Genomic DNA, 26,684 nt, shown 5'->3' on the forward strand with positions numbered 1-26,684 from the left:
GTATTAAAACCTATGAGTTACAATGAGGCAGCGATAAATGAAGTTCTATCTCTTGCAATTGAGCATCATCAGAAGAGGAATTTTTCTGATGCCGAAAAACTATACAGAGCAATACTGCAAGCCTCTCCAAATCATCCTGATGCTAACTATAATTTTGGTATTTTGGCTTTGGATATGGGGTATGCCAAAGAGTCTATTCCTTTTTTTGAGACGGCCATCAATAATCGTCCTTTAGTAGAGGCCTATTATCTCGGATATATAGATGCATATAAAATTATTGAAGCACATGAAAAAAATATCTCTGCCTCATCAAAAATATCTTCTCAAACTTCCATAAAACTGATTCAAAAAGAGTTGGGTAAATGGTCAAAACTGCATAATAAAGGGAACCATAAAGAAGCCGAAAAAATCTCTCGAGAAATGATAAAAAAATATCCAAAAGTCGGTATGGCATGGAAGACGCTTGGGATAACTCTGATTGATAAAGAGCAGTATATAGAATCACTATGCATCAACAAAACAGCACTCAAACTACTTCCTGAGGATCATGAAATCCCATACAATATAGGAGTTGCTTTTCAGCTTTTGGGTATGCTAAAGGCAGCTGCTATAGCATATAGCAGAGCCATCGATATGAAGCCGGATTACCTAGAGGCACATAATAATCTTGGAACGGTACTTCAAAAGCAGGGTGATTTTGCAGGCGGAATTGCAGCTTACGAAAAGGCTCTCTCTATAAAATCAGATACTTACAAGGTCCACAACAACATCGGTTTTGCACTTAGTAATCAGGGGATGTTTATCGAGGCGGATGGATATTTCAACAAGGCTTTGGAGTTGGAGTCCGACTTTGAAGGAGCGTTTAGCAATCTTCTGTTTTCATTGAACTATCATCCAGATAAGAGTCCCGAGGAGATATATGAGGCTTATAAAGAGTACAACAAACGTTTTGTACTTCCATTCTCTAAATATCACAAAACACATAACAATGTTAAAAATTCAAATCGAAGACTGAAAGTCGGGTATGTCTCCGGTGATTTTAATCTCCATTCGGTTCGTTTTTTTCTTGAACCGCTCTTAGCCAATCATAATCATACGGCAGTTGAAGTTTATGCATATGCAGAGCTTACCAAAGAGGATGAAATGAGTCAAAAATATAAGAGTTATTGTGACCACTGGATTCCTACAGCAGGTATGAGTAATGACGCTTTGGCTGAGAAGATCAGAGAAGATGAAATCGATATTCTTGTGGATCTCTCAGGTCAGACAGCCGGCAACCGTCTAGAGGTGTTCGCACGAAAGCCCGCTCCTGTCTCTTTGTCATGGCTTGGATACGGCTATACTACCGGCGTAAGCGCGATTGATTACTATTTAACTGATGAGGTCAGTGTTCCGTTGGGGAGTGAACACCTTTTCGCCGAAAAGCCTTGGAGAATGGATCAACCTTCTTTTGTGTACTCTCCTGCGGCTGGGATGGGAGAAGTTAATCCGCTTCCTGCGCTTGAAAAAGGTTATGTTACATTTGGAACGTTGACAAGATCTATTCGTGTGAACCATCGAACCATAAAAGCTTGGGCAGAACTTTTAAAACGAGTTCCAGATTCTAAACTGATTATTAACAGCAAAGATTACCAAACATCTGCCATGCAAGAGAAGTTGGCGGAGCGTTTTAGAGAGCATGAAATCGATAAAGAGCGGTTGGAGATCGGGTACCGCTCTCCTCCTTGGGATGTTTTGCGTAGTATTGATATCGGTGTAGACTGTTTTCCGCACAACTCAGGAACAACCCTCTTTGAAACCCTTTATATGGGGATACCTTATGTCACGCTTTTAGGCAGACCAAGCGTAGGGAGATTGGGCAGTTCAATACTGCATGGTTTGGGAAGAGATGAGTGGATAGCAAACAGTGAAGAGGAGTACATTGAGAAGCTGGTGGCCATTTCCGGTGATATTCCAGCACTCTCACAACTACGTGCCGGACTGCGAGATGAGATGCGTCAGAGCAAGCTGATGGATGGTGCTGGATTTGCCCGAAAAGTCGAGGAAGCGTACCAAAAGATGTTTACACTCTGGTGCGAGGAGCAAAAATGAAAGCAGTTATTTTAGCAGGAGGTTATGGGACTAGACTTGCTGAAGAGACAGATATTCGTCCAAAACCTATGGTCGAGATCGGTGGAAAGCCAATATTGTGGCATATTATGAAAATTTATAGTCATTACGGATTTAACGACTTCATCATACTTCTGGGTTATAAAGGTTACTACATTAAAGAGTATTTTGCCAACTATTATTTGCACCAAAGTGATGTTACTTTTGATATAGCAAACGGAAAGATGGAAGTACACAACAACGCTAGTGAACCTTGGAAGGTAACACTGCTCGATACCGGACTTGATAGTATGACGGGCGGAAGAATTAAAAGAGCAAAAGAGTTCATAGGAGATGAGACTTTTTTGCTTACTTATGGCGATGGCGTTAGCAGTGTAAATATTAAAGAGCTTGTAGCGTTTCATAAAAAGAATAAAACAAAAGTGACTATGACAGCGATTCAACCGGCCGGAAGGTTCGGTGCACTGGATATTAACTCAAATTTAATTCGTGAATTTGTAGAAAAACCGGCCGGTGATGGCAACTGGATAAACGGTGGTTTTATGGTGTGCGAACCGGAAGTTTTAGATCTGATCGAGTCGGATTCTACTACTTTTGAGCAATACCCCCTTCAAACACTTGCAAAAAACGGAGAGCTTGGTGCATATAAACACAATGGATTTTGGCAGTGCATGGATACGTTACGAGATAAAGTGTACTTAAACGAACTTTGGAACAGCGGGAAAGCTCCGTGGAAAACTTGGTAATGAAGTCTTTGTTTGGCGGAATTTACAAAGATAAAACAGTACTAGTAACAGGGCACAGTGGTTTTAAAGGTTCTTGGCTTGTATATTGGCTAAAGAAAATGGGAGCAAAAGTTGTAGGATATTCACTCGAAGCTCCTACAAATCCAAATCATATAGACCTTTTAAATCTTGATATTATTTCTATTATTGGAGACATAAGAGATTTAGACAAATTAAATCAAACATTTGAAACATATAAACCAGATATAGTTTTTCATCTTGCCGCACAGTCGCTTGTAAGACTCTCCTATGAAAATCCAATAGAGACATATGAAACTAATGTGATAGGAACTCTAAAAGTATTTGAAGCATGCAAAAAAGCAGATGTTAAAGCTATAGTCAACATCACAAGCGATAAAGCTTACGAAAACAGAGAATGGATCTGGGGATATAGAGAAAATGATCCACTAGGAGGATATGACCCGTATAGTTCATCCAAAGGGTGTGCCGATCTGCTTGCAAACTCTTATAGAAGCTCATATTTTAATCCAAAAGAGTATAAAAAAACTCATACTACTCTCCTTGCATCTTGCAGAGCCGGAAATGTTATAGGCGGTGGTGACTGGGCAAAAGACAGGCTTATAACAGACATCATGCTCTCTGTTTCGTCAGCTAAAAAAGTAAGCATACGAAATCCAAAAGCAACCAGACCATGGCAGCATGTGCTTGAGCCGCTTAGCGGATATCTTCATATTGGGCAAAAACTACTTGAAGAAAAGGTAGAGTTTGGGGAAGCTTGGAATTTTGGACCAAGTGATGAAGGAAGTATTACCGTAGAAGAAGTGGTAAAAAATGTAAAAAAACATTGGGATAAAATAGAGTACGAGATAAAGAGTGACCCAAATCAACTGCATGAAGCTAATTTTTTGAAGCTAGAGTGTTCAAAAGCCCATGTATTGCTTAAATGGAGAGATGTTTGGGATAGTGATACAACATTTGAAAAAACTGTTAAATGGTACAGAGCATTTTATGAAGAGCAAAAAATTTTGACAAATGACGATTTAGACGAGTACATCAGAGATGCTGCAAAAAAGGGACTTATTTGGACAAAAAACTAAGCATAATTCCTACGGAGTTTAGCGGATTATACATAATTGAGCCTAATCTTTTTGAAGATGAGAGAGGTGCTTTTGGCAGACTCTTTTGTGAAGATGAGTTAAAAGATATCTTTAAATTTAATATCAAACAGATAAATCACTCTCTAACCAAAGAGAAGGGAACTGTAAGAGGATTACATTTTCAGTATGAGCCATATGCGGAGATCAAGATGGTAAAGTGTATCAAAGGAGCTGTTTTGGATGTCGTAGTAGATATAAGAAAAGATTCACCGACTTTTTTACAGCACTTTTCGGTGGAACTAACAGAACAAAATCAAAAGATGATCTATATTCCAAAAGGTTTTGCCCACGGTTTTCAAACGCTAAAAGATAATACAGAGCTGCTTTATCTGCATAGCACTGTCTATACCCCGTCAAATGAGGGGGCGCTAAATATAGATGACCCGCTCTTAAATATAAAGTGGCCGTTAAATATAATCAATCTTTCTGCAAGAGATGAAACTCACCCATATTTAACCGATGAATTTGAAGGAGTAGAAGTAAATGAACTGTAGATTTTGCAAAACAGAACTCAATGATATTTTTGTAGATTTAGTCAACTCTCCTGCTTCAAATTCATATTTGACCAAAGAGCAGCTTGATGAACCGGAAGTTTTTTACCCTCTGAAAATTTATGTATGCCAAAAGTGTAAACTTGTGCAAATAGATGAGTATAAAAAATCAGATGATATTTTCGATAAAGATTATGCTTACTTTAGTTCATACTCTACAAGTTGGCTTGCACATGCTAAGAACTATGTAGAGATGATAACAAAGAGACTCTCACTGGATAAAAACTCACAAGTTACTGAAATAGCATCAAATGACGGCTATCTGCTTCAATATTTTAAAGAAAAAAATATACCCTGTATTGGAATAGAGCCAACAAAGAGCACGGCAGATGTTGCACGAGAAAAAGAGATTGATGTTATAGATGATTTTTTTGGAAGTTCTTTGGCTCAAACTTTAGTAAAATCAGATTTGATTCTTGGAAACAATGTTTTAGCACACGTTCCGGATATCAATGACTTTGTAAAAGGTCTCAAAATAGCTTTAAAAGAAAATGGAACTATTACCATGGAGTTTCCACATCTACTTAAGCTTATAGAAGAAAATCAGTTTGACACTATTTATCATGAGCATTTTTCATATCTATCTTTTTATACGGTTAAACAAATTTTTGAAGCACAAGGACTAAAGCTTTACGATGTAGAAAAACTTTCAACTCATGGAGGAAGTTTAAGAATCTATGCAACCCATCAAGAAAACAATATAGAAGTGTCTCAAAGTGTCGAGTATCTTTTAAAAGAAGAAAAAGCTTTTGGTTTAATTGATATGGATATTTATAAAGGATTTCAAGAAAAAGCAAACAGGGTAAAGTACGACTTGCTGGCTTTTTTGCTTGAAGCAAAAAAAGAGAATAAAAAAGTAGTAGCATACGGAGCTGCCGCAAAAGGAAATACACTTCTAAACTACGCAGGGGTAAAAAATGACCTTATAGAGTTTGTCGTAGATAAGTCGCCTCACAAGCAAGGTAAATATCTACCTGCGAGTCATATTCCAGTAGTGAGTGAAGAAAAAATAAGCGAAACAAAGCCAGAGTATGTTTTAATACTTCCTTGGAATATAAAAGATGAAGTGATAGAGCAACTAAGATATGTGAAAGAGTGGGATTGTAAGTTTGTGGTTGCAGTGCCAAAATTAGAAGTTATTAAATAAAAGGAAAAAAGAAATGAATCATCTATCATCAATGTTTTGGGGAGTTAAAAACCCTGGTTTTTTCGAGGCAATGCAGCAAGCAATAGATAATACGCCTCAACAAGGTATTTATATAGGAGACAATCTTTTTACATTCAGTAAAAATTTAAGTTTTTTAAATAATAAACCTTTTATGGATGCTTATAACAAGCATGTAACTACCGAAGTAGAAAAAGCGATACTCTGGAGAATATATGTCGTTGCATGGGCAGCAAAAAGTGTTATTTCTAGGAATATACCTGGTGACTTTGTAGAGTGTGCATGCTATAAAGGAACTACGGCAAGGATCGTTAGCGACTATGTAGATTTTGCTAAACAAGAAAAAAGTTATTATCTTTATGATCTTTTTGAACATGACGAGTCTATGATGCATCATGCAATGCCAGAGCACAGCGCAACACTTTTTGAGCAAGTAAAAAATCGTTTTGCAGATCTTTCCAATGTAATCGTAACAAAAGGCCATGTGCCTAACGTTCTTCACGAAGTTTCACCACAAAAAGTTTCTCTTTTGCATATTGATTTAAATAATGCTGCCGCAGAGATAGGAGCACTTGAGATTTTATTTGATAGGCTCTCTCCAGGTGGTATACTAATTTTGGATGATTATGGTTGGCTAGGCTACAGAGAACAAAAGCTCGCTGAAGATCCTTGGCTTGCAAAAAGAGGCTATGAAGTTCTTGAACTTCCTACTGGACAAGGAATAATCTTTAAATGAATCGGATAGATTCAACCGCTAAAATATCATCATTATGCGACATTGAAATATCTAAAAAGGGTTCAATGCTGATTATCGGTGCAGATTCCATGGTAGATTCGTTTGTAAAAATTAAATTTACAGGTGGAATGGGCAACATTGAGATAGGCTCTAATGTATATATAAATTCCGGAACAGTTTTATATTCAGGAAATGGCATAACAATAGGCGATAATGTTCTTATTGGTCCTAACTGTTCAATTACCCCGACCAATCATGAATTTGGAAATAGAAATAAACCAATTAGAGAACAAGGCTTTAAGCAATCAAAAGGCGGGATTATAATTGAAGATGATGTTTGGATCGGTGCAAATGTTGTTATTCTTGATGGAGCGATAATTAGGCACGGAGCTATCATTGGAGCTAATTCTCTTGTAAATAGTGAAATTGAAGAGTATTCTATAAATTATGGCACTCCTTGTAGAAAAATTGGCTATAGATAATAATGAATTTGTCTCAATTGAAAAATAGAAAAGTAGCTATTTTAGGAATAGGCTATATAGGCTCCAATATATTAGAGTATTTAAAAAGACTCAATGTGAAAACTGTGGCGATAACCAGAAAAAATATAGATATTCTTAAAAAAGAGGAGTTTGACCATCTTATAAATACTTCAGGAAATAGTGGAAATTTTAGAGATCAATTGATAGAGACAGTAGAGTCAAATATCGGTTTAAATAGTTATATTTTAGAAAATGCAAAAATAAAATATAGTTATATTTACATTAGTTCTAGTCGAGTTTATGGCTCTTGTGATGAAAATAGTGTAATTTTTGACGAAGATTCATATAGTTGTTATAATAATTTGAGCTTGGACTATATATACGATGGAAGCAAAAAATTAGCAGAAAGCTTATTGTTTAATTATGCAAGAAAAGTAAATTATAAAATAGCGATCTTGAGACTATCAAATGTCTACGGGAAGTTTAACTCTTTAGATGATGCGACCTTAATCAAAAAGATAGTTAGATACAAGAGAGAATTTCTTGATAATTTAAGTGTTGGGCAAAATAGATACTCAACAAAAGATTATATTCATATAGATGATGCTGTACAAAATATTGTAAATGTTATGTTAAATATAAAAAGTACAGATGTATATAATTTGGCCTACGGAAAGAGTTATTCACTGGATGAAATTTCAAAAATTTTAGATTTAAATATAGAGAGTGATGAAACAATAAAACCTATCTATTCAAATATATCTAATAATAAAATACGAAAAGAATTTTCTGTTGATTTTAAATATGGTTTTGAAGACGGATTGAAAAATACAATTTTACAAGGGGAAAAATGATGGATGCGATAGAACAGTTTGAAAAAGATAGAGAAGAGAGAGTTGAAAGAAATGGCAACGATGAAGAGTTGAAGAGTTTGGCTGCTCAATGGCTACAAGAAAGTATGATGAAACAGTATGTTTATAACTTTTCTTGGCTGGGGAGACCGATTATTCAAAGTCCACAAGATATGATTGCTCTGCAGGAGATTATCTGGAAAGTAAAGCCAGATATGATTATAGAAACTGGTATCGCTCATGGCGGTTCACTTATCTTTAGCGCTTCTATGCTCACGCTTCTAGAGGCTTGCGGGGAGATAGAAGACGGAAAAGTCCTTGGAATCGATATAGATATCAGGGAACACAATAAAAAAGCAATACAAACGCATCCGATGAGTAAAAAAATCACTATGTATCAAGGCTCAAGCATAGATGAAGAGATGATAGCAAGAGTACATGAGTTTGCCAAACAAGGTAGAAAGATACTTGTATGTTTAGATAGCAATCATACTCATGAACATGTATTAGCGGAGTTAAGAGCATATTCACCTTTGGTTAGCCTTGGAAGTTATTGTATAGTTTTTGATACGCTTGTAGAAGATATGCCAAGTGAATTTTCTAATGACAGACCTTGGGATAAAGGCAATAATCCAAAAACAGCAGTTTGGGAGTATCTCAAAGAGTGTGATGACTTTGAAATTGATAAAAATATAGAAAATAAGATTTTAATCACAGTCGCTACTGATGGGTATTTGAAAAGAATAAAGGGCAGTGCAGTATAACTCTAATTAGAAAAGCAGGTTCAATCTATTTTTTATCAGAAATAAGGCTAAATTAAATCGTGTAATTGTCGATATAGACTACAAGATATTTAATAACGTAAGGTTATTTCAAAAAGGATTTTTCATGGCTATAAGTTCATTAGGCGCAGGAGCCGGGATACTTACACAAGACCTTGTAGATCAGCTTAAAGAAGCGGATAAGGCTCAGTACATCAATCCGCTCGATGCCAGAAAAGCGACAGAAACTGCAAAACAGGATGCTTTTAACATCATAGAGGCATATATGGACAATGTAGAGTCAAGTTTGGGTACTCTCACGCAATATGGCGTTTTTGAGTCTAGAACTACAAGCAGCAGCAATGAGGATGTAGCAACGGTAACTGCTTCAGATAGTAGCGACATACAGGACTTCTCTATTGAGGTTTTAAACCTTGCGACGAAAGAGATAGTTCAGAGTGCGCCGTTGGCATTTGCAGCTAAAGATGCCACTATTGCGACCGGTGCAGGAACTGAAACATTGACACTTGCGGTCGGGAGCCAAACATTTGCGATCGAATATGATGAAACTACAACATTAGAGGGTTTAAAAGATCTTATAAACAAAGAAGCGGGTGATAGTGTAAGTGCGACTATTGTCCAAGTTGCTGATGGCGACTTCAGACTTTTCTTAAATGCAAAAGAGAGCGGAACAGGACAGGATATATCAATAACAGACAATAGCACTGGAGGCTCAACTCTTAACACTGCACTTACAACCGGAATGACAAATGTTCAAGATGCGGTAGATGCTCAGTTTAAGTACAATGGACAGACTATTACCCGCAGCAGTAATGTTGTGAGCGATCTGCTCTCGGGAGTGACTATTACGCTTAAAGAAGCGGGTACCACAAATATTTCGGTTGAGCAAGACAGAGAAAATATTGCATCAAAGGTAGAGAACTTTATAAGCAAATATAACTCTGCACTCTATCAGCTTAATCAAGACACGAAGTCAAGTGAAAAAGTTGAAGAGAGGGGTGTATTTTCTGGTGAGAGCACTATTAAAAATATGAAGTCAGACCTAATAAATATGCTGGGCGAAGTCGGTGAAGGCGTGGGAAGACTTCAGGACTACGGCATTGAAGTAAATGATGACGGAAGTTTAAAGCTTGATACTTCAAAGCTAAACAGCATGCTTGATGAAAACCCTTCAAATGTTCAGGCATTTTTTGCAGGCGGAACATTTACAAAAAGTGATGGTTCTGAGGTTACACTTGAGGGCGCGTTTGTGCAGATGGAAGAGAGTGTCTCAAGATATACAAAATATAATGCAGGGTTAGATCAGTACGAGAATCTTCTTAATAGCAGACTTGAGAGCTTGACTGAGCAAAGAACAAAAGCGATGGAGAGGCTTAATGTTAAGTATGACATCATGGCAAAGCAGTTTGCGGCTTATGATGCTATGATAACCCAATTCAACAGTATCTCTACAATGTTTACAAACATGGTAAACTCTGAAGCGGCGCAAAAATAGCCTAAAAATAGGGCTGAGGCGCTAAAGTAAATCTTGAAATAGTCGATCTGCTTTATATGAATGAAAAGAACGAAAATGATTCAAAAGGATTTGAAATGTACGGTAATGTAGCTCATAATATTTATGCACAAAACAATGTCGGGATAGAGTCTCCTGCAAAGTTAATAGAGATGTTGTACGAAGGGATTTTGCGTTTTAACGCTCAGGCAAAAAAGGCGATAAAAGATGGTGACATCGAGAAGAGGGTTTATTGGATAAACCGCTCTGTCGCGGTTATCACTGAACTTATTGCCGTTTTAGATATGAAAGGCGGGCAGGTTGCGCAATATCTGGAGGGGCTTTATAATTATGAGATACAGCTTTTAAATGAGGCTAACCTTAAGAAAGATGAGTCAAAAATTGATGAGGTTAGCAATGTATTTAAAGGATTGCTAGAGGCTTGGAGAGAGACCACAAATGTGGCTAAATAGGCTAAAAATAGCTATCGTTGAGAAAAATCCTGACGCACTTGCAAAGCTGTTGGATGACGTTCCGCAGCTTCAGGATCCAAAAGAGATTGAGGAGGCAATATACCTCCTAAAAGAGGCGACCTCTTTGATGGAGAGGCTCAAAGATGAGACAAAAGCCTCAATGAAGCAGATAAAGAAAAACCTTGATTTTCTGCGCTCTACAGACATCCCCACATCAAAAAAACTTGACATAAAGTCATAGTTTTTTCTTAGATATCCCAAAATTCAGACTTCTGATAGTATACTCACTCACAACCGCACCTTTTCTCATGCTAAGAATATGCTCAACTGCATCTGCAATATCTGATGAGAGAAGCTTCTCATCTTCGTGCTGGCTTGTCTCGAATCGAAGATCATTGTAAAAGTTGCTGTGCGTCATATCTGGATTTATGTTCGTAACGCTCAAAGAGCTCTTTCTGGTCTCTTCAAACAGAGAGTCCCCAAACGCTTTAAGCCCGGCTTTTGTAGCGCCGTAAACCCCTGCGAATTTACTTGACCTGAGCGCTTCTATGGAGTTTATGTTTATAAGGTATCCTCCGTTTTTTTTCAAGTTGCGAAGCAGGGCATTTGCCAGAAGCATCGGAGCGGTAAGATTTAAAAACACCATGTCGGTGATAGTTTTGTTGTCCAGCTCTTCATGAGGTTCAAACCTGCCGAACCCGGCGCAGTTTACAAGCATATATATATCTTCGTTTGATAGTTTTTTGCAAGTTGCAAGTGTTGATTTCTCATCTGCCAGGTCTGCTTGAAGCGGCGTAAAATTTTGGGAGTCAAAATCCTCTTTTTTAATGCCTCTGCTGATCCCGATAACCTCATAACCCAGCAGCAGTAATCTTCTTGCGATCTCTTTTCCTATGCCGCTGCTTGCCCCAGTAACCACTACTTTTCTCATCTTGCAACCTCTTTGATAATCTCATCAATCACATTAAATATCAATTTTTTAGTACCATCTTTTGTAACTTTGTTGGGCTCAAAATGATCGCTGACGACCTTGAAGATGAAGTGGTTTTGCCTCTCTTTTAGAGCTTTATGAAAACCGAAAGACTCCATATCCACTATCTCGTATTGATCTTTGGATATCTCTTCATCAGCGCATGTTATAGCGTGCAGGGAGCTTCTGTTGAGAGTATGGCTTGCCCCTCTGTATATAATTGAGCCGATATTGAGCAGAGTACCTATCTTATGACTCTTATTTGCTCCGCAGATGCCTACGTTTATAAACCTATCTTCGCTGCTGTGAGAAAACTTTTTTAAAAGAAATGTGGCGGCTTTTTTTGCAGACTCCACGCCTACTCCGCTAACGATCACTCTGAAGTTCTCATTTTCAAAAATGGTGTAGCCATCAGAACTTGTTTTAGTAAGGCTGTATTTCTCAACAAATGCCTGAGCTTCCGATTTTAGAGCTGTTACAATATATAGCATGGCGTATTGTATCAAAAATGCCGTTTTTTACGGTAGAATTATCTATGTAGGCTTTTATAATAAAAGGGTGAAAGGATTTGGTTATGCTTGTTTTAAATGTTGATTATTCAAATTTGGACTATGACAATCTGGCGCTCTTAATAGGAGTGAAGAGCAGATATATTCCCATGATCGTTGAGAGTTTTTTAAAAGAGACAGACTCGATTCTAGAGACTCTTGAAAAATCTATACAGAGCGGGGATTACGACAAGATAAGATCAAACGCACATGCCATAAAGGGGAGTGCGGGAAATATAAAATTTAATGAGATTTATGAGATGGCAAGAGAGATAGAGCAAGAAGCTGCCCAGCAAAACAGTGAGTTTGATTATAAGCTCTATTTCGATGCCATCAAAAGTGCCATAAGAACGATATCTATTTGATCCTTTGTTTAATTTAACTTTTTTGGCTATAATTGCGTCGCTTCTCTTTAGACCTGTGCAATGGTGCTTTGAGGTACTGTGTCAGGGTAGGAATACAGCAGCACGCCTTGGAGTGTTATGTGCCGCAGGTATCTGGAGGGAAGTCTTCTGGTGATACTTTTATCCAACTTCTTCGTTAAAATTTGGTTGAATTTCGTCATTTACCGCAAGTAAACTCCTCAATTAAACAAAATTTTGCCTCGAATTTGAATAAAATTATCTACCGATCATCTTAAAAAATCAATCTTTTCTATGTTTTGAGATCCCGCACGCCTGATTCGGTTTTGGCGGATTGTTCTTTAAGTATGTCAGATCTTCTAGCGTCTGTGCCAGAACTCTTTTTTGCTGCAGAAGAGGCAGCATACGGTTGTCTTTTTCATTCATCGGCAGGCTCATGTCCATAAGTATTGCCTCAACCTCTTTATCCAGATCTTGCAGCGCGTTATTTATATGTTTAATTGAATTCATGGTGTGAGTATAACAAAAATTAAAAAAATTTGGGTATAATTTCGCTTCAATTTACAAAGGAGTTTCGATGCCAAAGATGAAATCGGTTAAAGGCGCTGTAAAGCGTTTTAAAGTTAAGAAAAACGGCACTGTTAAGCGCGGTACAGCGTTTAGAAGCCATATCTTGACAAAACAAGATTCAGATACTCGCACAAAGCAAAACAGACCAAAAGTCGTTGCAAAAGTTGATGAAAAAAACATTAAGGCTATGATCAACTAATTTTAGTTGATTGTTAAATCTCCAGCGATATAGTGCTGGGCAAGACCACCTAAGATGTGGCACCTTGAACACGAGAGAGTGTCTGGGTAAAGAAAAAAGGAAATAAAATGCCAAGAGTAAAAACAGGTGTTGTTCGTAGAAGAAGACACAAAAAAATATTAAAACTTGCAAAAGGTTTTTATAGCGGACGTCGTAAACACTTCCGTAAAGCAAAAGAGCAGCTAGAGCGCTCAATGTACTACTCATTCCGTGACCGCAAGCAGAAGAAACGTGATTTCCGTAAACTATGGATCATCCGTATCAATGCTGCATGTCGTCTTAACGGTATGAACTACTCAACATTCATAAACGGTATGAAAAAAGCGGGCATCGAGCTTGACCGTAAAGTACTTGCTGATATGGCGATGAATGACGCAGCAGGCTTCAGCGCAGTTGCAACAGCATCAAAAGCAGCATTAGCAAAGTAGAGTTAGTAAGCAGAGTGTGACTTCGGTCGCGCTACGCTTTATGCAAAAAAAGAACGCTTGTTCCCTCTGAGTTATAATAGAGCCCGAGCGAGGATTGTCTTGAGATATAGATACCTCTTCCGTTAAAATTATCCCTATCCTTAAAAATCTCACGTAAAATATTTGTATTAAAGCCTTGACCCTCATCTTTTATGAGCGTAGCCATATATCTGTTTGAGTTTGCCTCTATGATGTCAATGGTCACAGTGATTTGTTTATCACAATTTCTCTGAAGTTCCTCAAGTGTCGTAAAATAGATATCTTCACTTAGCAGCCTGTGCTTTGTTTTTGCATCAAGACCGAGATTCCCGTGTTCATAAGCGTTCATAAAGAGTTCTGAGAAAACCACACCTGCATTGTATGCCAGCTTGTAGTTAGTGGTAAAACCGCTCCAGATATCAGTATACCAGTCATTAGCCTCCTCAACTGCATTTAGAGTGCTCTCAAAGGTTTTTGTAATACGTTTCTCTTTCTGGCTCGAAGGAAGCTGATTTATAAATATGAAGGTCATATCATCTTCTTGGGCATCTATCTTGTATAAAAGCTTCTCTTTTAGTTCATCTTTTGTAAAAGAGCGCAGAAAATCGTTCTCAATAAAGTTTGCATACAGCTTCCCTTTCTCTCGCACGCTGTTCTCTACCAATCCGTCGCTGTAAAATAGAAGTTTAGTGATTTTTGAAATATCTGTTTGAGATACAGTAAAATCATCGGTAAACTTGCTCATAGGCGGATTGTTTGATCTGATTTTTATTACTTCGTTGTCAATGGACTGGGTCAGTGACGGCGGCATTGCAAATTTTGAGTATTGCATAGTAGAGTTTTTATAGTCCATAACTATAAATTCTGCAGAGAGAGCCTCTTCATCAAGTATGATCGGTTTTATATACTCAAGAGCCGATTTTATCAATTTTTCTAAAGAAAAATCTTCTACCATCTTATCGAGAACATGGTTTACATAAGCAGTCAGAAGCATTGAGCTGAGCGATGCAGAGAGACCTTTGCCCATTCCGTCGACAATAAAGTAAAATACCCTCTTATCACATATTTTTCTCGCACTGTATGCATCTCCGCTTAAGATATCAAGCGGTTTGTACAAAAAGTCAACCAACGTTGTGCGTTTTGTATCCAGCATCTTATAGTAAAAGTCGTTTCTTACTATATTGAGCTCTTTTGAGAAGGCAAGATCCTCCTGGTATGAGTTATACTCCTCTTTTCTCTCAAGCTCTCGTATCTTTTTCTCTCTTTGCTCTTTGAGATAGTTGCCGGCAAAGATAAGCTTTGAAACATTCTCTATTGCCTGCATAACTTCAGATACGATTATGGGTTTTTTTAAAAAGTTGTTGACGTTGAGCTGGAGAGCCTGAACGATAACGTCAATATCCTGTATGGCAGAGACTAGGATGATCGGAATCTCTTTATCTACGTCTCTTATTTTTTTGATCATATCTATGCCGTTTAGTATTGGCATATCGTAGTCAACGATGATTAGATCGATCTTTTGATTTTGAAATTTTTCATATCCGTCTTCACCGTTATCTGCAAGGATGACGTTTGATAATAGGTCTTCAAATATGGATTGATAAAGAAGCTGTGTGGTTTTATTGTCTTCAACACAAAGAAGTGTCAAAGACTTTAAATAGACTAGGATTGAACTGTCGATAGTGCCGTTCATTAAATTCTAAATTTACTAAGTTCGTCTTGTAGTCTGTGTGCATCGTCTGAGAGCTTTGTAGCGGCATTGTCAACCAAGTTTCTATGCTGTGTGTTTTTCTGCGATATCTCTATAACTTCATCCATGTCGCGGATAAGCTCTTTGGTTTTTGTCGCGATATATGTACTTTGGTACATTACATCGCTTGACTTGTCGGTTGTAATAGAGAGATTCTCTTTTGTTGTCTGTGCAGAAGCTATTAGGTCCTGTGCAGAGTTTGCTATATTGCCCATGCTCTCTGAAGTTTTGTTTGTCTCTTCCGAGATCTCAACAACATTTTGAGTGATAAGATTGACGTTCGCGCTGATCTCACTAAGACTTTTTTGTGTTCTCTCTGCAAGCTTTCTGACTTCATCCGCAACAACTGCAAACCCGCGTCCATGCTCACCGGCACGTGCCGCTTCGATAGCCGCATTGAGTGCTAACAGGTTTGTCTGGTCTGCGATATCGGAGATGATAGCCAATACATCCTTGATATTTTTAGCCTGTTCTGTAAGTGAAGAGACTTTTTGAACAAGGTCTTGCTGATTCTCATTGCCTACTTCGATCGCAACAACGACGGAGTCGAGTTTCTCTATGAAACCGTCCAGAACGCTGAAGGTCTTTTTCAAATCTTCAGTAACGGTTATAGATGCCTCTTCAATGGCGTCGAGGCGTTCGCCCACTTCGCTGACCAATACATTTATATTTGATATTTTTGTATCGGCAAATTCACCGTTCTTGGTAAGTTCCTCAACTATATCGTTTAGGTTCTTGCTCTCTTTTGATGTTGTCTCGGATACATCTTTTGCCTGATATACACTCTGCTTGAAAGCGACTATCATTACATGCAGAGCTTTAGATATCTGGGAGATCTCATCTTTGCCCTCTACCACGACATCGCACGTTAGATCTAGGTTGCTAGATACGCACTCTATCTTCTCCAAAGAGCTTCTAACACTTCTGTTGACGCCTCTGCTGACGATAAATATGATAGCAAAGATGACTATAGCAAATATTGAATAACCTGCGAGTGTGAGTAGTGCGAGCATATTTTGCTCAGACTTCACTTCCTCCAAAAGAAGGCTGTTTTGTTTAGCCAGTTCGTCATCAACCTCTTTTAGAAGGTTTATCTTTTTTGTTATGGTTTGAAACCACTCGACGCTGTTGACTCCGAAGTTGCCCTCAAGCGACTTTGCTCTGGCAATGTCTCTCATCTTGTTGACCTGTTCTATAACAGGAGAGTTCATTTTTTGCGCATATAGAGCCTTGGAACTCTCGGTTGCCATAGATAGGTAAGAGTCCAGATAAGCATCCTGTTCAGCCACAAGAGTGATCCACTTTGCAAATATACCCTCTCCAAACTTATCGGCGGCAAAAGTACCGCTAAGAACCGCTCTCTCGATTCCTGCACGCTCTTTTGACTTTAAAAAGTTTGTATAAGAGTCCAGCGCTTTTACCAGCTCCTGAGTATTTGCAAGTTTTGCGGTCAGAGAAATTATATTGAGTATCTTCTTGTTCATACCTGTATAGTAAGCCACGACATCACCTAGACCGATAGACAGAGAGTCGACATCGGAGCGTATCTTCGAAACTTTGCTCATATCTGCACTGAAAGCTGCTATTTCACTTTTGAGCTCCTGTGGGAAAGAGTCAAGATCAAGACCCTTTATGTATGCTTCTAGTTCGCCATACTCTTTTGTTGTATCAACTCTTTGCTTAGGCAGAATATCACCGAACTGGCTCCCCTTTGAACCGATAAAGCCCGCACTCGCACCACGCTCTTTTTGAGTTTCATGAATAACCAGGCTTAACTTTTGGGAGAGAGTGTTCAGCTCCTGTGCCTGAGCTATTATCGCATTATTTGTAAGTGTGTTTTTAAGAGTTATTGCAATAATAATAAGTGCGAACGAGACAACTATTGCAGTTATAAGATTTAATTTATATTTTATTGTCATACTAGCCCCTTTTTGCTTTAAATGTCGAGACCAGATTCAGATCATCCAAAAGATGATAAAGCTGCTCGTTTCCGACAATAACATTGAGGTCGATGTTGTCTTTTAGGACAAGTTTGTTCAAGTATCCTATTACAGACGATGTAATGGAGAAAGAATCAACGATCTTTAGGTTAATATGCTTATGTCCGCTGATCATATTGTCAATGGTTCGCTTTATCTCTTGAAAGTCACTAATACTCTTTATGTTGCCTGTTACGACAAGAGTGTTTGCGGATATTTGTAGTTCCATTTTAATGCCTTGTTTCTTTCTGTTTTACAGCAGTTTATTATTAATACAATTAAAGTTAACTAAAAATTAAAAAGATTGCTTAACCACTCCTTAATCTTTCGCTCGTAGCCGATCTCTTTGAGCTGAACAAACTTCAAAGGCTTTGATAGATACTTCTGCTTTACATACCCTCCAAAATCATGCGGATAGAGGTAGCCGCTGCTGTTTTGAGTGATATTCTTCGGTATATCTAGCATAACACCCTCTCTTATGGCTTTTTGAGCTTCGTTTATAGCCAAATATGCGGAGTTCGATTTGGGAGACGAGGCTAGATAGATGACGCATTGAGCCAAGATGATTCTAGCTTCAGGATAGCCGATCTTTAGCACACTTGTCAAAGTTGAGGTGGCAAGAGTAAGTGCCTGCGGGTTGGCATTTCCTATATCTTCGCTTGCAAGTATGACAAGACGTCTTGCAATAAAATCGGCACTCTCTCCGCCTTCGATCAAACGGGCAAGATAGTAGATAGCGGCATCCATATCCGAGCCCCTTATCGACTTTATCATCGCACTTGTCAGGTCATAATGCACACCAGCTTCGCTGCTTCCTGCACTTAGAGCATTGGGCCTGAGAGATTTTAAGATCTCAAGAGTTATATGAGAGTCTATATCTGAGGCAAATTCAAGCAGTTTAAGCATTGCTCTTGCGTCTCCGCCGCTGCTAAGAGAGAGATACTCTGCGGCATCTTCGTCACATTTAATAGAAGCGGTTGATAGCGCTTTTTGCAAAAGCTCTTTTAGCGCATCGTTTGATATGTGGTATAGCTCAAAGAGCATAGAGCGCGAGCGGATCGCAGATGTAAGTGAGAAAAACGGGTTTTCTGTAGAAGCACCTATTACTAAGACGGAATTATTTTCCATTACAGGAAGCAGAACCTCTTGTTGGTTCTTTGCAAGGCGGTGCACTTCGTCTATGAAAATAAGAGGTCTTTGCAGAGTGTTCTTGTACTGATCAAAAATTTTTCTCAGCTGTTCGATCTTGATACTTGTAGCATTAAATTCATAAAACGGCAGTCCCATCTCTTTTGCAATAATTCTGGCAATGGATGTTTTTCCGCATCCTGAGGGTCCGAAGAAGAAGCTGTGCCCAAGAGAACCCTTTTGGCACAGGACTCTAAGCGGGGCATCTTTAGAGCTTAGATGCTCTTGTCCGATAAGTTCGTCAAAAGACTTAGGACGTAAAAGATGTGTAAAATCACTCAACGCTAACGCTTCTTTTTAATGGGCTTTTTGCTTTTGGTGGCCGGTTTTTTCTCATCTTTGGCAAAGTTATTGCTCTCATCTTTTTTAAAGACTCTCTTTTCGCTGCTTCTTTGCTCTTTTTGTTCCGACTTCTTCTCATCTTTTAGAAATTTTGCCAGAGCAGAGTATTCGCTGCGGCTTAAAAATCTTACTTTTCCCTCCGGAAGGTTGTTGAGTTCGATCTCTGCAAAACTGATTCTCTTAAGGTCTACCACTTCAGCTCCAAAGTGTGCAAAAAAACGTCTCAGCTCACGGTTCTTCCCTTCGCTTAGTGCCACTTTTAAGATGGAGTAGTTAGGCTGGTTCTTCTGGATCTTATAGCCTATAAAAGGCTTGAACTCCATCTCTTTTATTTTAGAGTGTGAGTGCCCGCCCGCGGTTGCGTCCTCAAGCTTTAACCCTTTTAGCATCGCGTCCTCCATATCCGGAGTTACTTCACCTTTTATCTTTATCTTGTAGATTCTCTCTAGGTCAGACTCCATAAGAGCAGATGCGACCTTTGAGGCGTCAGTTAAAAGAAGCAGCCCCTCGGATGCGAAGTCCAGCCTTCCGACAGGGATGTAGTGTCTATACTCTTTGCTTAGAGTGTCATAGATTGTTCTTCTGCCCTTTGGGTCGCTCTTTGTTACAAGCTCTCCCTTTGGTTTATTGTAGACAATTACCGTATATTTGTCTCTGGGGCTAACCTGTTTGCCGCTAACGTAGACAATGTTTACGCCCTCAATAACATCTGTTGCAGGGTTTGTCTGGATCTCTCCGTCAACTCTTACGTAGCCGTCTTGTATCGCCTTGTCCGCTTCTCTTCTTGAGTAGCTGGAGTGGTGGGCAATGTATTTGTTTAGTCTCACGATATACCTTTTTCTATAAGAGTGTGGATGTGAAGCACTCCGACTACTCTCTTATCTCTGTTAGTTACAACCAAAAGTTGTATCTTCATATCCTCTATTATTACAAGTGCTTCGCTTGCAAGCATATTTTCATCATCAATTGTTTTTGGATTCAGAGTTGCATATTTTAAGACATTGTCCTGCAGAGAGAAATCTTCGCTCATCAGTGCCCTGCGTATGTCCCCATCACTTATAAGTGCTTTAAGTTTACCTGACTCATCGGTGATTAAAACCGTTCCGATCCTGCCTTCGCTGATCTTTACAATGGCATCTTTGAGATTTGTATCTGCCGTTATGACCGGCAGATCTTTTGTTCTCATCAAATCTTTAACTTTTACAAATAGCTGTTTTCCCAAAGCTCCGCCTGGATGAAACGACGCAAAATCGCTCTTTTGAAAGTTCTTTGCCCTCATGAGACAGACTGCCAAAGCATCGCCTAGTGCAAGTGTGAGAGTTGTAGAACTTGTAGGTGCGATGTTTAAGGGGCAAGCCTCTTTTTCAACGACCACATCTATTACAATATCGCTATATCTTCCAAGTGTAGACTTATGGTTTTTCGTCATGCCGATAAGAGGAATGTCAAATCTTTTTATATGAGGAAGTATTGAGCTTAACTCTTCACTCTCTCCGCTGTAGCTGATAGCCAAAACGACATCGTCTTTGCCTATCATTCCAAGATCACCATGAAGGGCTTCGGTTGGATGAAGAAAAAAACTAGGGGTTCCGGTAGATGCAAATGTAGCTGCCATCTTTGCACCGATTAGTCCAGATTTGCCCACACCTGTAACAATAAGCTTGCCTTTGCATGCAAGTATGACAGAGACGGCTTTATCAAACACATCGTTTATGTTTTTGGCGCTATCTAGTAGCGTTTGTGCTTCAATTTGTAAGGTTTCTTGTGCTATTTGTCTGTAATTCATAATGCAATTATACCCTTTTTGGGTATAAATTGCATTGCAGGTTTATTTAATATCAGGCTTTGGAGTTTTAGATGTAGAAGCAGGAAGTAGAGGAAGAGTTATATCTGCTTTTCTGCCCTCAAGCGCCTTTAGGAACTCCTCGATAGAAGCGGCTTCTGCATCGTTGATGTCAGCCCCAAGCTGGATACGCCCCATCTCTTTTATAGCATCTTTGAGCTCCCATATCTGACCGTTGTGGAAGTATGGTGCGGTCTGTGTGATATTTCTAAGAGTAGGCACTTTTACCATACCGTTCTTGTCACCCTTAAAATCGCCCACATCTTGAAACTTGTATGTCCCCGTGATGTTAAACGCATTCATCGCACCGCCAAGAGCTATGCCGGTATGACATGTCGCACACCCTTTGTCCATAAATGTCTTTAAGCCATCTTTCTGTGCTTTTGTCATAGCGTTCTCATCACCGTTGAGGTAGTCGTCAAACGCAGACGGTGTAACAAGAGTTCTCTCAAAAGTCGCTATGGTATCAGCTACTTTTGGAAATGTTATTTTGACATCTTTGCCGTATGCCTCTTTAAACTCTGCCACATATTCAGGTATAGATACAACTGTCGCTACGACATGTTCTGGAGTTGCGGCCATTTCAGGTGCAGCCTGAATAGGACCTTGTGCCTGAGCCTCTAAGTGAGGGTCGCGTCCATCCCAGAACTGAGAGTTGAAAAAGACCGAGTTAAAAACGGTAGGTGAGTTCAGGTGATGCGGGTTCTGCGTCCATCTGTGGCCTATTGCAGCAGGGATCCCGTCATCTCCGCCCTCGCTTAGGTTGTGGCAGCTGTTACAGCTTATAAAACCGCTCTTAGATAGTCTTGGGTCGAAATAGAGCTTTTTACCAAGCTCCACTTTTTCGTCCGTGATAGGGTTTTTAGGATTGTCAATAAGCTTCATAAGCTCTTTTTTATCTGAAGGAATAGGCTTTAGGCCGGCTTTTTTAGCCTCTGTCGCTAAATCTGAAGCCAAAAGGGATGAAGCGGCAAGCGCTACCGTTAAAACTGTTCTCTTGTACATGATGATTCCTTGTGTAAATTTGTCATAAATATTACATTTATTTAGCTTAAAACTGTATAACAAATTTATATTATTTTCATAAATCCAACATATATCTCTCAGCTGAATAAGTCAATAAATAGCCTTTATTTATTAGAGATAAGATATAATAATTCTAAAATTTTTTAGAGGGCAAAAAATGAGAGATAAATTAGGAAAATATGTAAGCAGCATCAATACGCTTAAAGTTGAAGAGAGGGTGTTGTATTTCAATACGCTTATTTTGGCGGAAGAGGGTGCGGGTAAAACAAATCTGGCATGCAGAATAAGAAACTATATAATTGACAGCAATGTGGCAACTCTCTATCTTGATTTTTCGAACTCGGAAATAGAGGATATAGAGCTTAGATACAAAGACGAGCATTTTAACTATATAAGATTTGATGAGAGCGAAGAGTTTCAAGTTGAGTTCAATAAGCTGGTAGATGAGAGAAAACATATCTATATGGCAGTTGATCCCGCTTACTTCTCAAACAAAAGGGATATAAAGAGCAAGCTGACCGAGACGCTTCAGATAAAAGGGCTTTTGGAAAACTACTACTACTTTTTCCATGATATTGAAAACCTGAACGGTTTTTACACAAAATTTGAGGACTTTTTGCTCTATATGCTTAACTTTTTAAATCTTAAAAAGTACGGTCTTACATTTTTGGCACAGCCGCACAGCACTTTTGAAAGCCCTCAGATAAAACTTCTCTTTACTTTCTTATATCTTGGAAGATGTTCGAACTTTGAGTATTTCAACACGGCAAATCTTAAAAAGCTCCCTAAAAACAGATTTTTCTATCAGTATAGAACGAACTATCATACGCTGTTGTTCAATGATATAAAGAGCAATATAGTAGAGATAGACGAGTATGTCATCGAAGAGTAGTTATGCAAAAACTTTTTGACGAAGTGGCCTCTTTAGATAAAAGGTGCTACGACGAGTTTTTTTTAAGCGAAGATATATTGATGGAGCATGCCGCTGGCGGTATGGCTGAGTATATTCGTAACAAATTTGAAAAAAATTCAAAAATCGTTATAGTTTGCGGAAGCGGCAATAACGGAGCTGACGGAATCGCGCTCTCAAGGCTTCTGCATGCAGATTATGACGTTTGTCTTTTCTATGCGAAAAAGCCCGCCTCAAAGATGGCGCTTCTGCAGCAAAAAAGGGCTCTTGCCATAGGCGTAAGAGAGTCTGCCGAGCTTGAGGCATGCGACGTTTTGGTTGATGCTATTGTCGGAACGGGATTTAGCGGGGAGTTCAGCAAAGAAATCACTTCTATAATTGAAGATATGAACGCTCTGGATGCTTTTAAGATCGCCTGTGACATTCCTTCGGGATATAGATTTTTCGCAGATGTCACGCTTACTATGGGTGCGCTCAAAAAGAGTATGTTTCTCGATAGCGCAAAAGATGTGCTTGGAGAGATTAAAGTTCTGGATCTCGGAGTAAGCAGAGATATATACGAGAAAGAGAGCAGCTGCAGAGTGCTTGATCTGGATGATTTAAGACTTCCCTCAAGGGCAAAAAAAGATTCGCATAAAGGCTCGTACGGCCATCTCGCCATAGCATCGGGACAGATGAGCGGAGCAAGTATCATGAGCGCGCTGTCTGCTCTTAGATTCGGAAGCGGACTTGTGACGCTTGTGGGATTTGAAAAGATAGAGATACCTTACACGCTGATGTACTCGCATGAGGTGCCAAAAAACGCAACGGCTTTGGCTTTGGGGATGGGGCTTGGAGCAGAGTTCAGCGCATTGGAGCTGGAAAAATTTTTGGACAACTCTCTGCCTCTTGTCGCTGATGCGGATATCTTTCATATGCAGGCTGTCTTGGATATTTTAAAAAGAGAAGATGTAGTCTTGACACCTCATGCAAAAGAGTTCGTCTCTCTATTAAAAAGAGCAAATATAGCGGATATAACGGTTGATGAGCTGCAAAAAGAGCGTTTTAAGTATGCAGAGATGTTTTGCAAAAAGTATCCGCATGTGACTCTTCTTTTAAAAGGTGCAAACGTGATCATAGGCAGGGGCAATAAGTGCTTCATCAATCCTCACGGAACTCAAGCGCTGGCAAAAGGGGGAAGCGGAGATGTGCTAAGCGGCCTTATAGCATCACTGCTCTCTCAGGGCTATAGCCCATTAGATGCTGCCATAAACGGCTCTTTGGCGCACACTAAAGCAGCGCTTCATTACAGTGGAGCTGATTATTCGCTAACGCCGGATGATTTGATAGAGGGGATATGCAAACTATAAGATTGCATATGTTATAAAACAGCAATTTAAAAAAGAGGGAACAAAATAATGGATAATATTTTAAAAATAGGGAAGTACGAACTCGGCTCTCGCCTTATTGTGGGGAGCGGTAAATATAAAGATTTTCAAACTACAAAAGAGGCGACCTTAGCAAGCGGGAGCGAGCTTATAACAGTTGCCGTGCGAAGATTAAACATAACCGATCCGGATAAAGAGAATCTACGAGATACCTTTGCGGGGACAAATGTAAAATTTTTGCCAAACTCCGCAGGATGTACTACAGCGGAGGAGGCGATCACCACTTTTAGGCTGACACGTGAGGCTACCGGGATCGACCTTATTAAGCTCGAAGTTATCGGCGATACGCAAAAGACTCTCTATCCGGATGTACTAGAGACCATCAAGGCGTGTGAAATACTCTCTAAAGAGGGCTTTACAATTATGGCGTACACTTCGGACGATCCTATTATGGCAAAACGTCTTGAAGATGCGGGCGCGCATGCGATCATGCCTCTTGCCGCACCGATAGGGAGCGGTCTGGGAATCCAAAATCCGTACAATATAGTCTTTATCCGTGAAGCTGTAAGCGTTCCGGTTATCGTAGATGCGGGAATAGGCTGTGCAAGCGATGCCGCATATGCAATGGAACTTGGCGCAGAGGGAGTTTTGACAAATACGGCAATAGCTCAGGCAAGCAATCCGATGATGATGGCAGAGGCTATGAAGCACGCCGTGATAGCGGGCCGTATGAGCTATCTTGCAGGAAGAATTCCTAAAAAGCCTTATGCGACCGCATCTTCTCCGATAGATGGATTGATACAGTTTTAAACTTCAATATTCTTTGAGAGATGGGTAAGCAGCAAAAGCTGTCCCATCCCCTCAAAAAATCTCTCTATCCCCATACCGTCTTTACTGTCAGTAGATTTCTCCAGCGCACTCAAAAAAACTAGTTGTGACTCCTCTGAAGCCATCATAAAAGTATCTGTAATATACCTAAGAGAGAGTGTGTGAACTTCACCGTTAACATCGAAGTCTATCTCTGAATCAATATTGATATTGTATTTTTCTAAAAAATCTATGCACTTTTCTCTAGTTTTGCTCATCTAATAGCCTCATCGTCAAGTTCACCGCTTTTAAGTTTTTTAAGGTATACGTCAAGCAGTTTTTTTACTTCGCCGCTAAGTATAAAAAGTCCCAAAATATTGGGCAGCGCCATGGCCAAGAGAAGCATAAAGCTAAAATCTACAAGCAGCCCTGTGCTCACAACCGTTCCTATAACGGTAAGAGAGAGAAAAAATACTTTGTAAATTATGGATAATTTAGAGCCAAAAAGATAAACCCATGCTCTCTCACCGTAGTATGACCAAGAGATCATTGTAGAGAAAGCAAAAAGAGTAATGCTAATGGAGAGAATTACCGGAAACCAATCGATAACCGTTCCGTAAGCGGCACTTGTAAGCGCAGCACCCTGTTTTGCTTCAATAAGGGCAACATAAGCTCCGTCATGCGCATAAACACCTGTTATGACAATAACAAGCGCAGTCATTGTACAGATGACTATAGTATCTACAAAAGGTTCATAAAGAGCAACTAAACCCTGTCTGACCGGGTATTTTGTTCTGACGGGAGCGTGTGCGACTGGTGATGAACCTATTCCGGCTTCACTTGAGAATACCGCTCTTTGAAAGCCCTGAATAAGAGAGCCGACAATCCCGCCGTAAACCGCACTCGTTGAGAAGGCCTCTGTTAATATAATGCTAAAAGCATCATCTATTTTCTCAAAATGAACCCCTAATATCCATAAAGAAGCAGATATGTATATTATAGCCATGAATGGAACTAGGGTTTCTGTTATATGCGCAATTCTAGTAACGCCGCCTATGATGACAAAGCCAACCAAAGAAGCGATGATGATCCCAAAAACTATGGGGAACTCTTGGAAAAACGGTATCTCCTGAGAGATCGCACTTAGAGCCTGCGAGACTTGAAAAGTGTTTCCCCCGCCTATTGCACCTCCGATCATAAATACTGCAAAGATCACCGCTAAGACTTTGCCAAACTTTGCATACCCTTTTTTTGCCAATCCTTTGGAGAGGTACTCCATTGCACCTCCCATAACCGAACCATCTTTTAAAAATTCTCTATATTGAAGCGAAAGTGTTACTTCTGTGAACTTTAGGCTCATCCCTAAAAAACCGGCAACGATCATCCAAAATGTAGCACCCGGGCCACCGATTGCAATAGCAAGAGCAACGCCGGCAATGTTTCCAAGCCCTACTGTCGCACTAAGAGCGGTAGTTAAAGCTCCAAAAGAGGATATCTGCCCGACATCGTCAATAGTATTGTATCTGCCTCTTACAATGTCAAAAGAGTGTTTTAGCATCCTTAAATTTATAAATCTCGTCAAAATAGTAAGGTAGATACCGCCGGAAATAAGCCATATGACCAAAAATGGCAATGTTACACCCTCTACGCTGCCAAAAAGAATATCAAAAAATAGAACCGTCTCTAGAAAATAGTTGATACTGCTAAATATTTCACCCAAAACTAACCCTTTAAAACCATAATAATGTATTGTAACAAACTAATCTTAATCTCTTTTTGTGTCACTATTTAGAA

30 protein-coding genes and 1 other RNA gene are annotated in these 26,684 nt (G+C 39.4%); 19 read left to right on the forward strand and 12 right to left on the reverse strand.

The genetic code is table 11. The features are described from left to right. Positions 1–12: 12 nt before the first annotated feature. The 12 genes from RBR61_RS01065 (at position 13) to RBR61_RS01120 (ending at position 10,785) form a co-directional block, all read left to right on the forward strand. Positions 13–2,091, forward strand: a complete 2,079-nt coding sequence (locus RBR61_RS01065; protein WP_320341667.1) for a tetratricopeptide repeat protein — start codon at positions 13–15, stop codon at positions 2,089–2,091. Then, positions 2,088–2,855 (forward strand): glucose-1-phosphate cytidylyltransferase, encoded by a 768-nt coding sequence (gene rfbF / locus RBR61_RS01070; RefSeq protein ID WP_320341668.1) that lies wholly within the window; start codon positions 2,088–2,090, stop codon positions 2,853–2,855. The genes RBR61_RS01065 and rfbF overlap by 4 nt, the downstream gene beginning before the upstream one ends. Next, complete coding sequence (gene rfbG, locus RBR61_RS01075) at positions 2,855–3,952, forward strand: CDP-glucose 4,6-dehydratase (protein ID WP_320341669.1); 1,098 nt, start codon at positions 2,855–2,857, stop codon at positions 3,950–3,952. Before rfbF ends, rfbG begins: the two co-directional genes overlap by 1 nt. Then, positions 3,937–4,506 (forward strand): dTDP-4-dehydrorhamnose 3,5-epimerase, encoded by a 570-nt coding sequence (gene rfbC, locus RBR61_RS01080; protein WP_320341670.1) that lies wholly within the window; start codon positions 3,937–3,939, stop codon positions 4,504–4,506. Before rfbG ends, rfbC begins: the two co-directional genes overlap by 16 nt. Positions 4,507–4,648: 142 nt before the next feature. Next, a complete protein-coding gene (locus RBR61_RS01085; RefSeq protein WP_320341671.1) occupies positions 4,649–5,710 on the forward strand; it encodes a class I SAM-dependent methyltransferase in 1,062 nt (353 codons plus the stop codon). A gap of 13 nt (positions 5,711–5,723) precedes the next feature. Then, entirely contained in the window at positions 5,724–6,464 is a 741-nt protein-coding gene (locus tag RBR61_RS01090; protein ID WP_320341672.1) for a TylF/MycF/NovP-related O-methyltransferase, read from the forward strand. Then, entirely contained in the window at positions 6,461–6,946 is a 486-nt protein-coding gene (locus RBR61_RS01095; RefSeq protein ID WP_320341673.1) for an acyltransferase, read from the forward strand. The genes RBR61_RS01090 and RBR61_RS01095 overlap by 4 nt, the downstream gene beginning before the upstream one ends. A 2-nt stretch (positions 6,947–6,948) precedes the next feature. Beyond that, complete coding sequence (locus RBR61_RS01100; RefSeq protein ID WP_320341674.1) at positions 6,949–7,800, forward strand: NAD(P)-dependent oxidoreductase; 852 nt, start codon at positions 6,949–6,951, stop codon at positions 7,798–7,800. Then, the gene (locus RBR61_RS01105; protein WP_320341675.1) at positions 7,797–8,561 is read left to right on the forward strand and encodes a cephalosporin hydroxylase family protein; all 765 of its coding nucleotides are present in this window, start codon (positions 7,797–7,799) and stop codon (positions 8,559–8,561) included. The genes RBR61_RS01100 and RBR61_RS01105 overlap by 4 nt, the downstream gene beginning before the upstream one ends. Before the next feature lie 124 nt (positions 8,562–8,685). Continuing rightward, positions 8,686–10,074: a flagellar filament capping protein FliD gene (fliD, locus tag RBR61_RS01110; RefSeq protein ID WP_320341676.1), complete on the forward strand. Its 1,389-nt coding sequence runs from the start codon at positions 8,686–8,688 to the stop codon at positions 10,072–10,074. A 95-nt stretch (positions 10,075–10,169) separates the two neighbouring features. Next, the gene (fliS, locus tag RBR61_RS01115; protein WP_320341677.1) at positions 10,170–10,544 is read left to right on the forward strand and encodes a flagellar export chaperone FliS; all 375 of its coding nucleotides are present in this window, start codon (positions 10,170–10,172) and stop codon (positions 10,542–10,544) included. Then, the gene (locus RBR61_RS01120) at positions 10,531–10,785 is read left to right on the forward strand and encodes a hypothetical protein (RefSeq protein WP_320341678.1); all 255 of its coding nucleotides are present in this window, start codon (positions 10,531–10,533) and stop codon (positions 10,783–10,785) included. The genes fliS and RBR61_RS01120 overlap by 14 nt, the downstream gene beginning before the upstream one ends. Here the strand turns inward: RBR61_RS01120 and RBR61_RS01125 are convergent. Continuing rightward, a complete protein-coding gene (locus tag RBR61_RS01125; protein ID WP_320341679.1) occupies positions 10,780–11,475 on the reverse strand; it encodes an SDR family NAD(P)-dependent oxidoreductase in 696 nt (231 codons plus the stop codon). The two genes, RBR61_RS01120 and RBR61_RS01125, sit on opposite strands and share 6 nt — an antisense overlap. Then, on the reverse strand, positions 11,472–12,005 hold the full coding sequence (locus RBR61_RS01130; RefSeq protein ID WP_320341680.1) for a hypothetical protein: 534 nt from the start codon (positions 12,003–12,005) through the stop codon (positions 11,472–11,474). Before RBR61_RS01130 ends, RBR61_RS01125 begins: the two co-directional genes overlap by 4 nt. An 83-nt stretch (positions 12,006–12,088) precedes the next feature. On the opposite strand from RBR61_RS01130, the gene RBR61_RS01135 reads away from it, so the two are divergent. Then, positions 12,089–12,427, forward strand: a complete 339-nt coding sequence (locus RBR61_RS01135) for an Hpt domain-containing protein (protein WP_320341681.1) — start codon at positions 12,089–12,091, stop codon at positions 12,425–12,427. Positions 12,428–12,471: 44 nt separating this feature from the next. Next, an RNA gene (ffs, locus tag RBR61_RS01140) (signal recognition particle sRNA small type) lies at positions 12,472–12,569 on the forward strand. 137 nt (positions 12,570–12,706) lie between these two features. Here ffs and RBR61_RS01145 read toward each other — a convergent pair. After that, the gene (locus tag RBR61_RS01145) at positions 12,707–12,934 is read right to left on the reverse strand and encodes a hypothetical protein (RefSeq protein ID WP_320341682.1); all 228 of its coding nucleotides are present in this window, start codon (positions 12,932–12,934) and stop codon (positions 12,707–12,709) included. 67 nt (positions 12,935–13,001) lie between these two features. On the opposite strand from RBR61_RS01145, the gene rpmI reads away from it, so the two are divergent. Together rpmI and rplT are read left to right on the forward strand one after the other, a co-directional pair. Further along, on the forward strand, positions 13,002–13,193 hold the full coding sequence (gene rpmI, locus RBR61_RS01150) for a 50S ribosomal protein L35 (RefSeq protein WP_137011489.1): 192 nt from the start codon (positions 13,002–13,004) through the stop codon (positions 13,191–13,193). Between the two features lie 107 nt (positions 13,194–13,300). Then, entirely contained in the window at positions 13,301–13,660 is a 360-nt protein-coding gene (rplT, locus tag RBR61_RS01155; RefSeq protein ID WP_320341683.1) for a 50S ribosomal protein L20, read from the forward strand. 31 nt (positions 13,661–13,691) lie between these two features. Here rplT and RBR61_RS01160 read toward each other — a convergent pair whose 3' ends face one another. The 7 genes from RBR61_RS01160 to RBR61_RS01190 are packed head-to-tail and all read right to left on the reverse strand — an operon-like array spanning position 13,692 to position 21,785. Further along, the gene (locus RBR61_RS01160; RefSeq protein WP_320341684.1) at positions 13,692–15,371 is read right to left on the reverse strand and encodes a response regulator; all 1,680 of its coding nucleotides are present in this window, start codon (positions 15,369–15,371) and stop codon (positions 13,692–13,694) included. Then, entirely contained in the window at positions 15,371–17,347 is a 1,977-nt protein-coding gene (locus RBR61_RS01165; RefSeq protein WP_320341685.1) for a methyl-accepting chemotaxis protein, read from the reverse strand. The genes RBR61_RS01160 and RBR61_RS01165 overlap by 1 nt, the downstream gene beginning before the upstream one ends. A gap of 1 nt (position 17,348) precedes the next feature. After that, positions 17,349–17,636: a hypothetical protein gene (locus RBR61_RS01170; RefSeq protein WP_320341686.1), complete on the reverse strand. Its 288-nt coding sequence runs from the start codon at positions 17,634–17,636 to the stop codon at positions 17,349–17,351. A 59-nt stretch (positions 17,637–17,695) separates the two neighbouring features. Then, complete coding sequence (locus RBR61_RS01175; RefSeq protein WP_320341687.1) at positions 17,696–18,877, reverse strand: replication-associated recombination protein A; 1,182 nt, start codon at positions 18,875–18,877, stop codon at positions 17,696–17,698. Between the two features lie 2 nt (positions 18,878–18,879). Beyond that, complete coding sequence (locus RBR61_RS01180) at positions 18,880–19,767, reverse strand: pseudouridine synthase (RefSeq protein WP_320341723.1); 888 nt, start codon at positions 19,765–19,767, stop codon at positions 18,880–18,882. Further along, positions 19,761–20,723, reverse strand: a complete 963-nt coding sequence (locus RBR61_RS01185) for a KpsF/GutQ family sugar-phosphate isomerase (RefSeq protein ID WP_320341688.1) — start codon at positions 20,721–20,723, stop codon at positions 19,761–19,763. Before RBR61_RS01185 ends, RBR61_RS01180 begins: the two co-directional genes overlap by 7 nt. Before the next feature lie 42 nt (positions 20,724–20,765). Beyond that, a complete protein-coding gene (locus RBR61_RS01190) occupies positions 20,766–21,785 on the reverse strand; it encodes a cytochrome-c peroxidase (RefSeq protein WP_320341689.1) in 1,020 nt (339 codons plus the stop codon). 178 nt (positions 21,786–21,963) lie between these two features. Between RBR61_RS01190 and RBR61_RS01195 the strand changes: the two genes are divergently transcribed. The 3 genes from RBR61_RS01195 to RBR61_RS01205 are packed head-to-tail and all read left to right on the forward strand — an operon-like array spanning position 21,964 to position 24,893. Continuing rightward, positions 21,964–22,698 (forward strand): ATP-binding protein, encoded by a 735-nt coding sequence (locus RBR61_RS01195; RefSeq protein ID WP_320341690.1) that lies wholly within the window; start codon positions 21,964–21,966, stop codon positions 22,696–22,698. 2 nt (positions 22,699–22,700) lie between these two features. Next, the gene (locus RBR61_RS01200) at positions 22,701–24,065 is read left to right on the forward strand and encodes an NAD(P)H-hydrate dehydratase (protein WP_320341691.1); all 1,365 of its coding nucleotides are present in this window, start codon (positions 22,701–22,703) and stop codon (positions 24,063–24,065) included. 48 nt (positions 24,066–24,113) lie between these two features. Beyond that, positions 24,114–24,893, forward strand: a complete 780-nt coding sequence (locus RBR61_RS01205; protein ID WP_320341692.1) for a thiazole synthase — start codon at positions 24,114–24,116, stop codon at positions 24,891–24,893. Here the strand turns inward: RBR61_RS01205 and RBR61_RS01210 are convergent. Next, entirely contained in the window at positions 24,890–25,168 is a 279-nt protein-coding gene (locus RBR61_RS01210; RefSeq protein ID WP_320341693.1) for a hypothetical protein, read from the reverse strand. The genes RBR61_RS01205 and RBR61_RS01210 overlap by 4 nt on opposite strands. Beyond that, positions 25,165–26,610 carry an alanine/glycine:cation symporter family protein gene (locus RBR61_RS01215; protein ID WP_320341694.1) on the reverse strand — a complete coding sequence of 482 codons (1,446 nt, stop codon included), beginning with the start codon at positions 26,608–26,610 and terminating at the stop codon, positions 25,165–25,167. Before RBR61_RS01215 ends, RBR61_RS01210 begins: the two co-directional genes overlap by 4 nt. Positions 26,611–26,684 lie beyond the last annotated feature (74 nt).

Origin of the sequence: Sulfurimonas sp., from assembly GCF_034005705.1 — a bacterium.
In the GTDB taxonomy this organism is placed as follows: domain Bacteria; phylum Campylobacterota; class Campylobacteria; order Campylobacterales; family Sulfurimonadaceae; genus Sulfurimonas.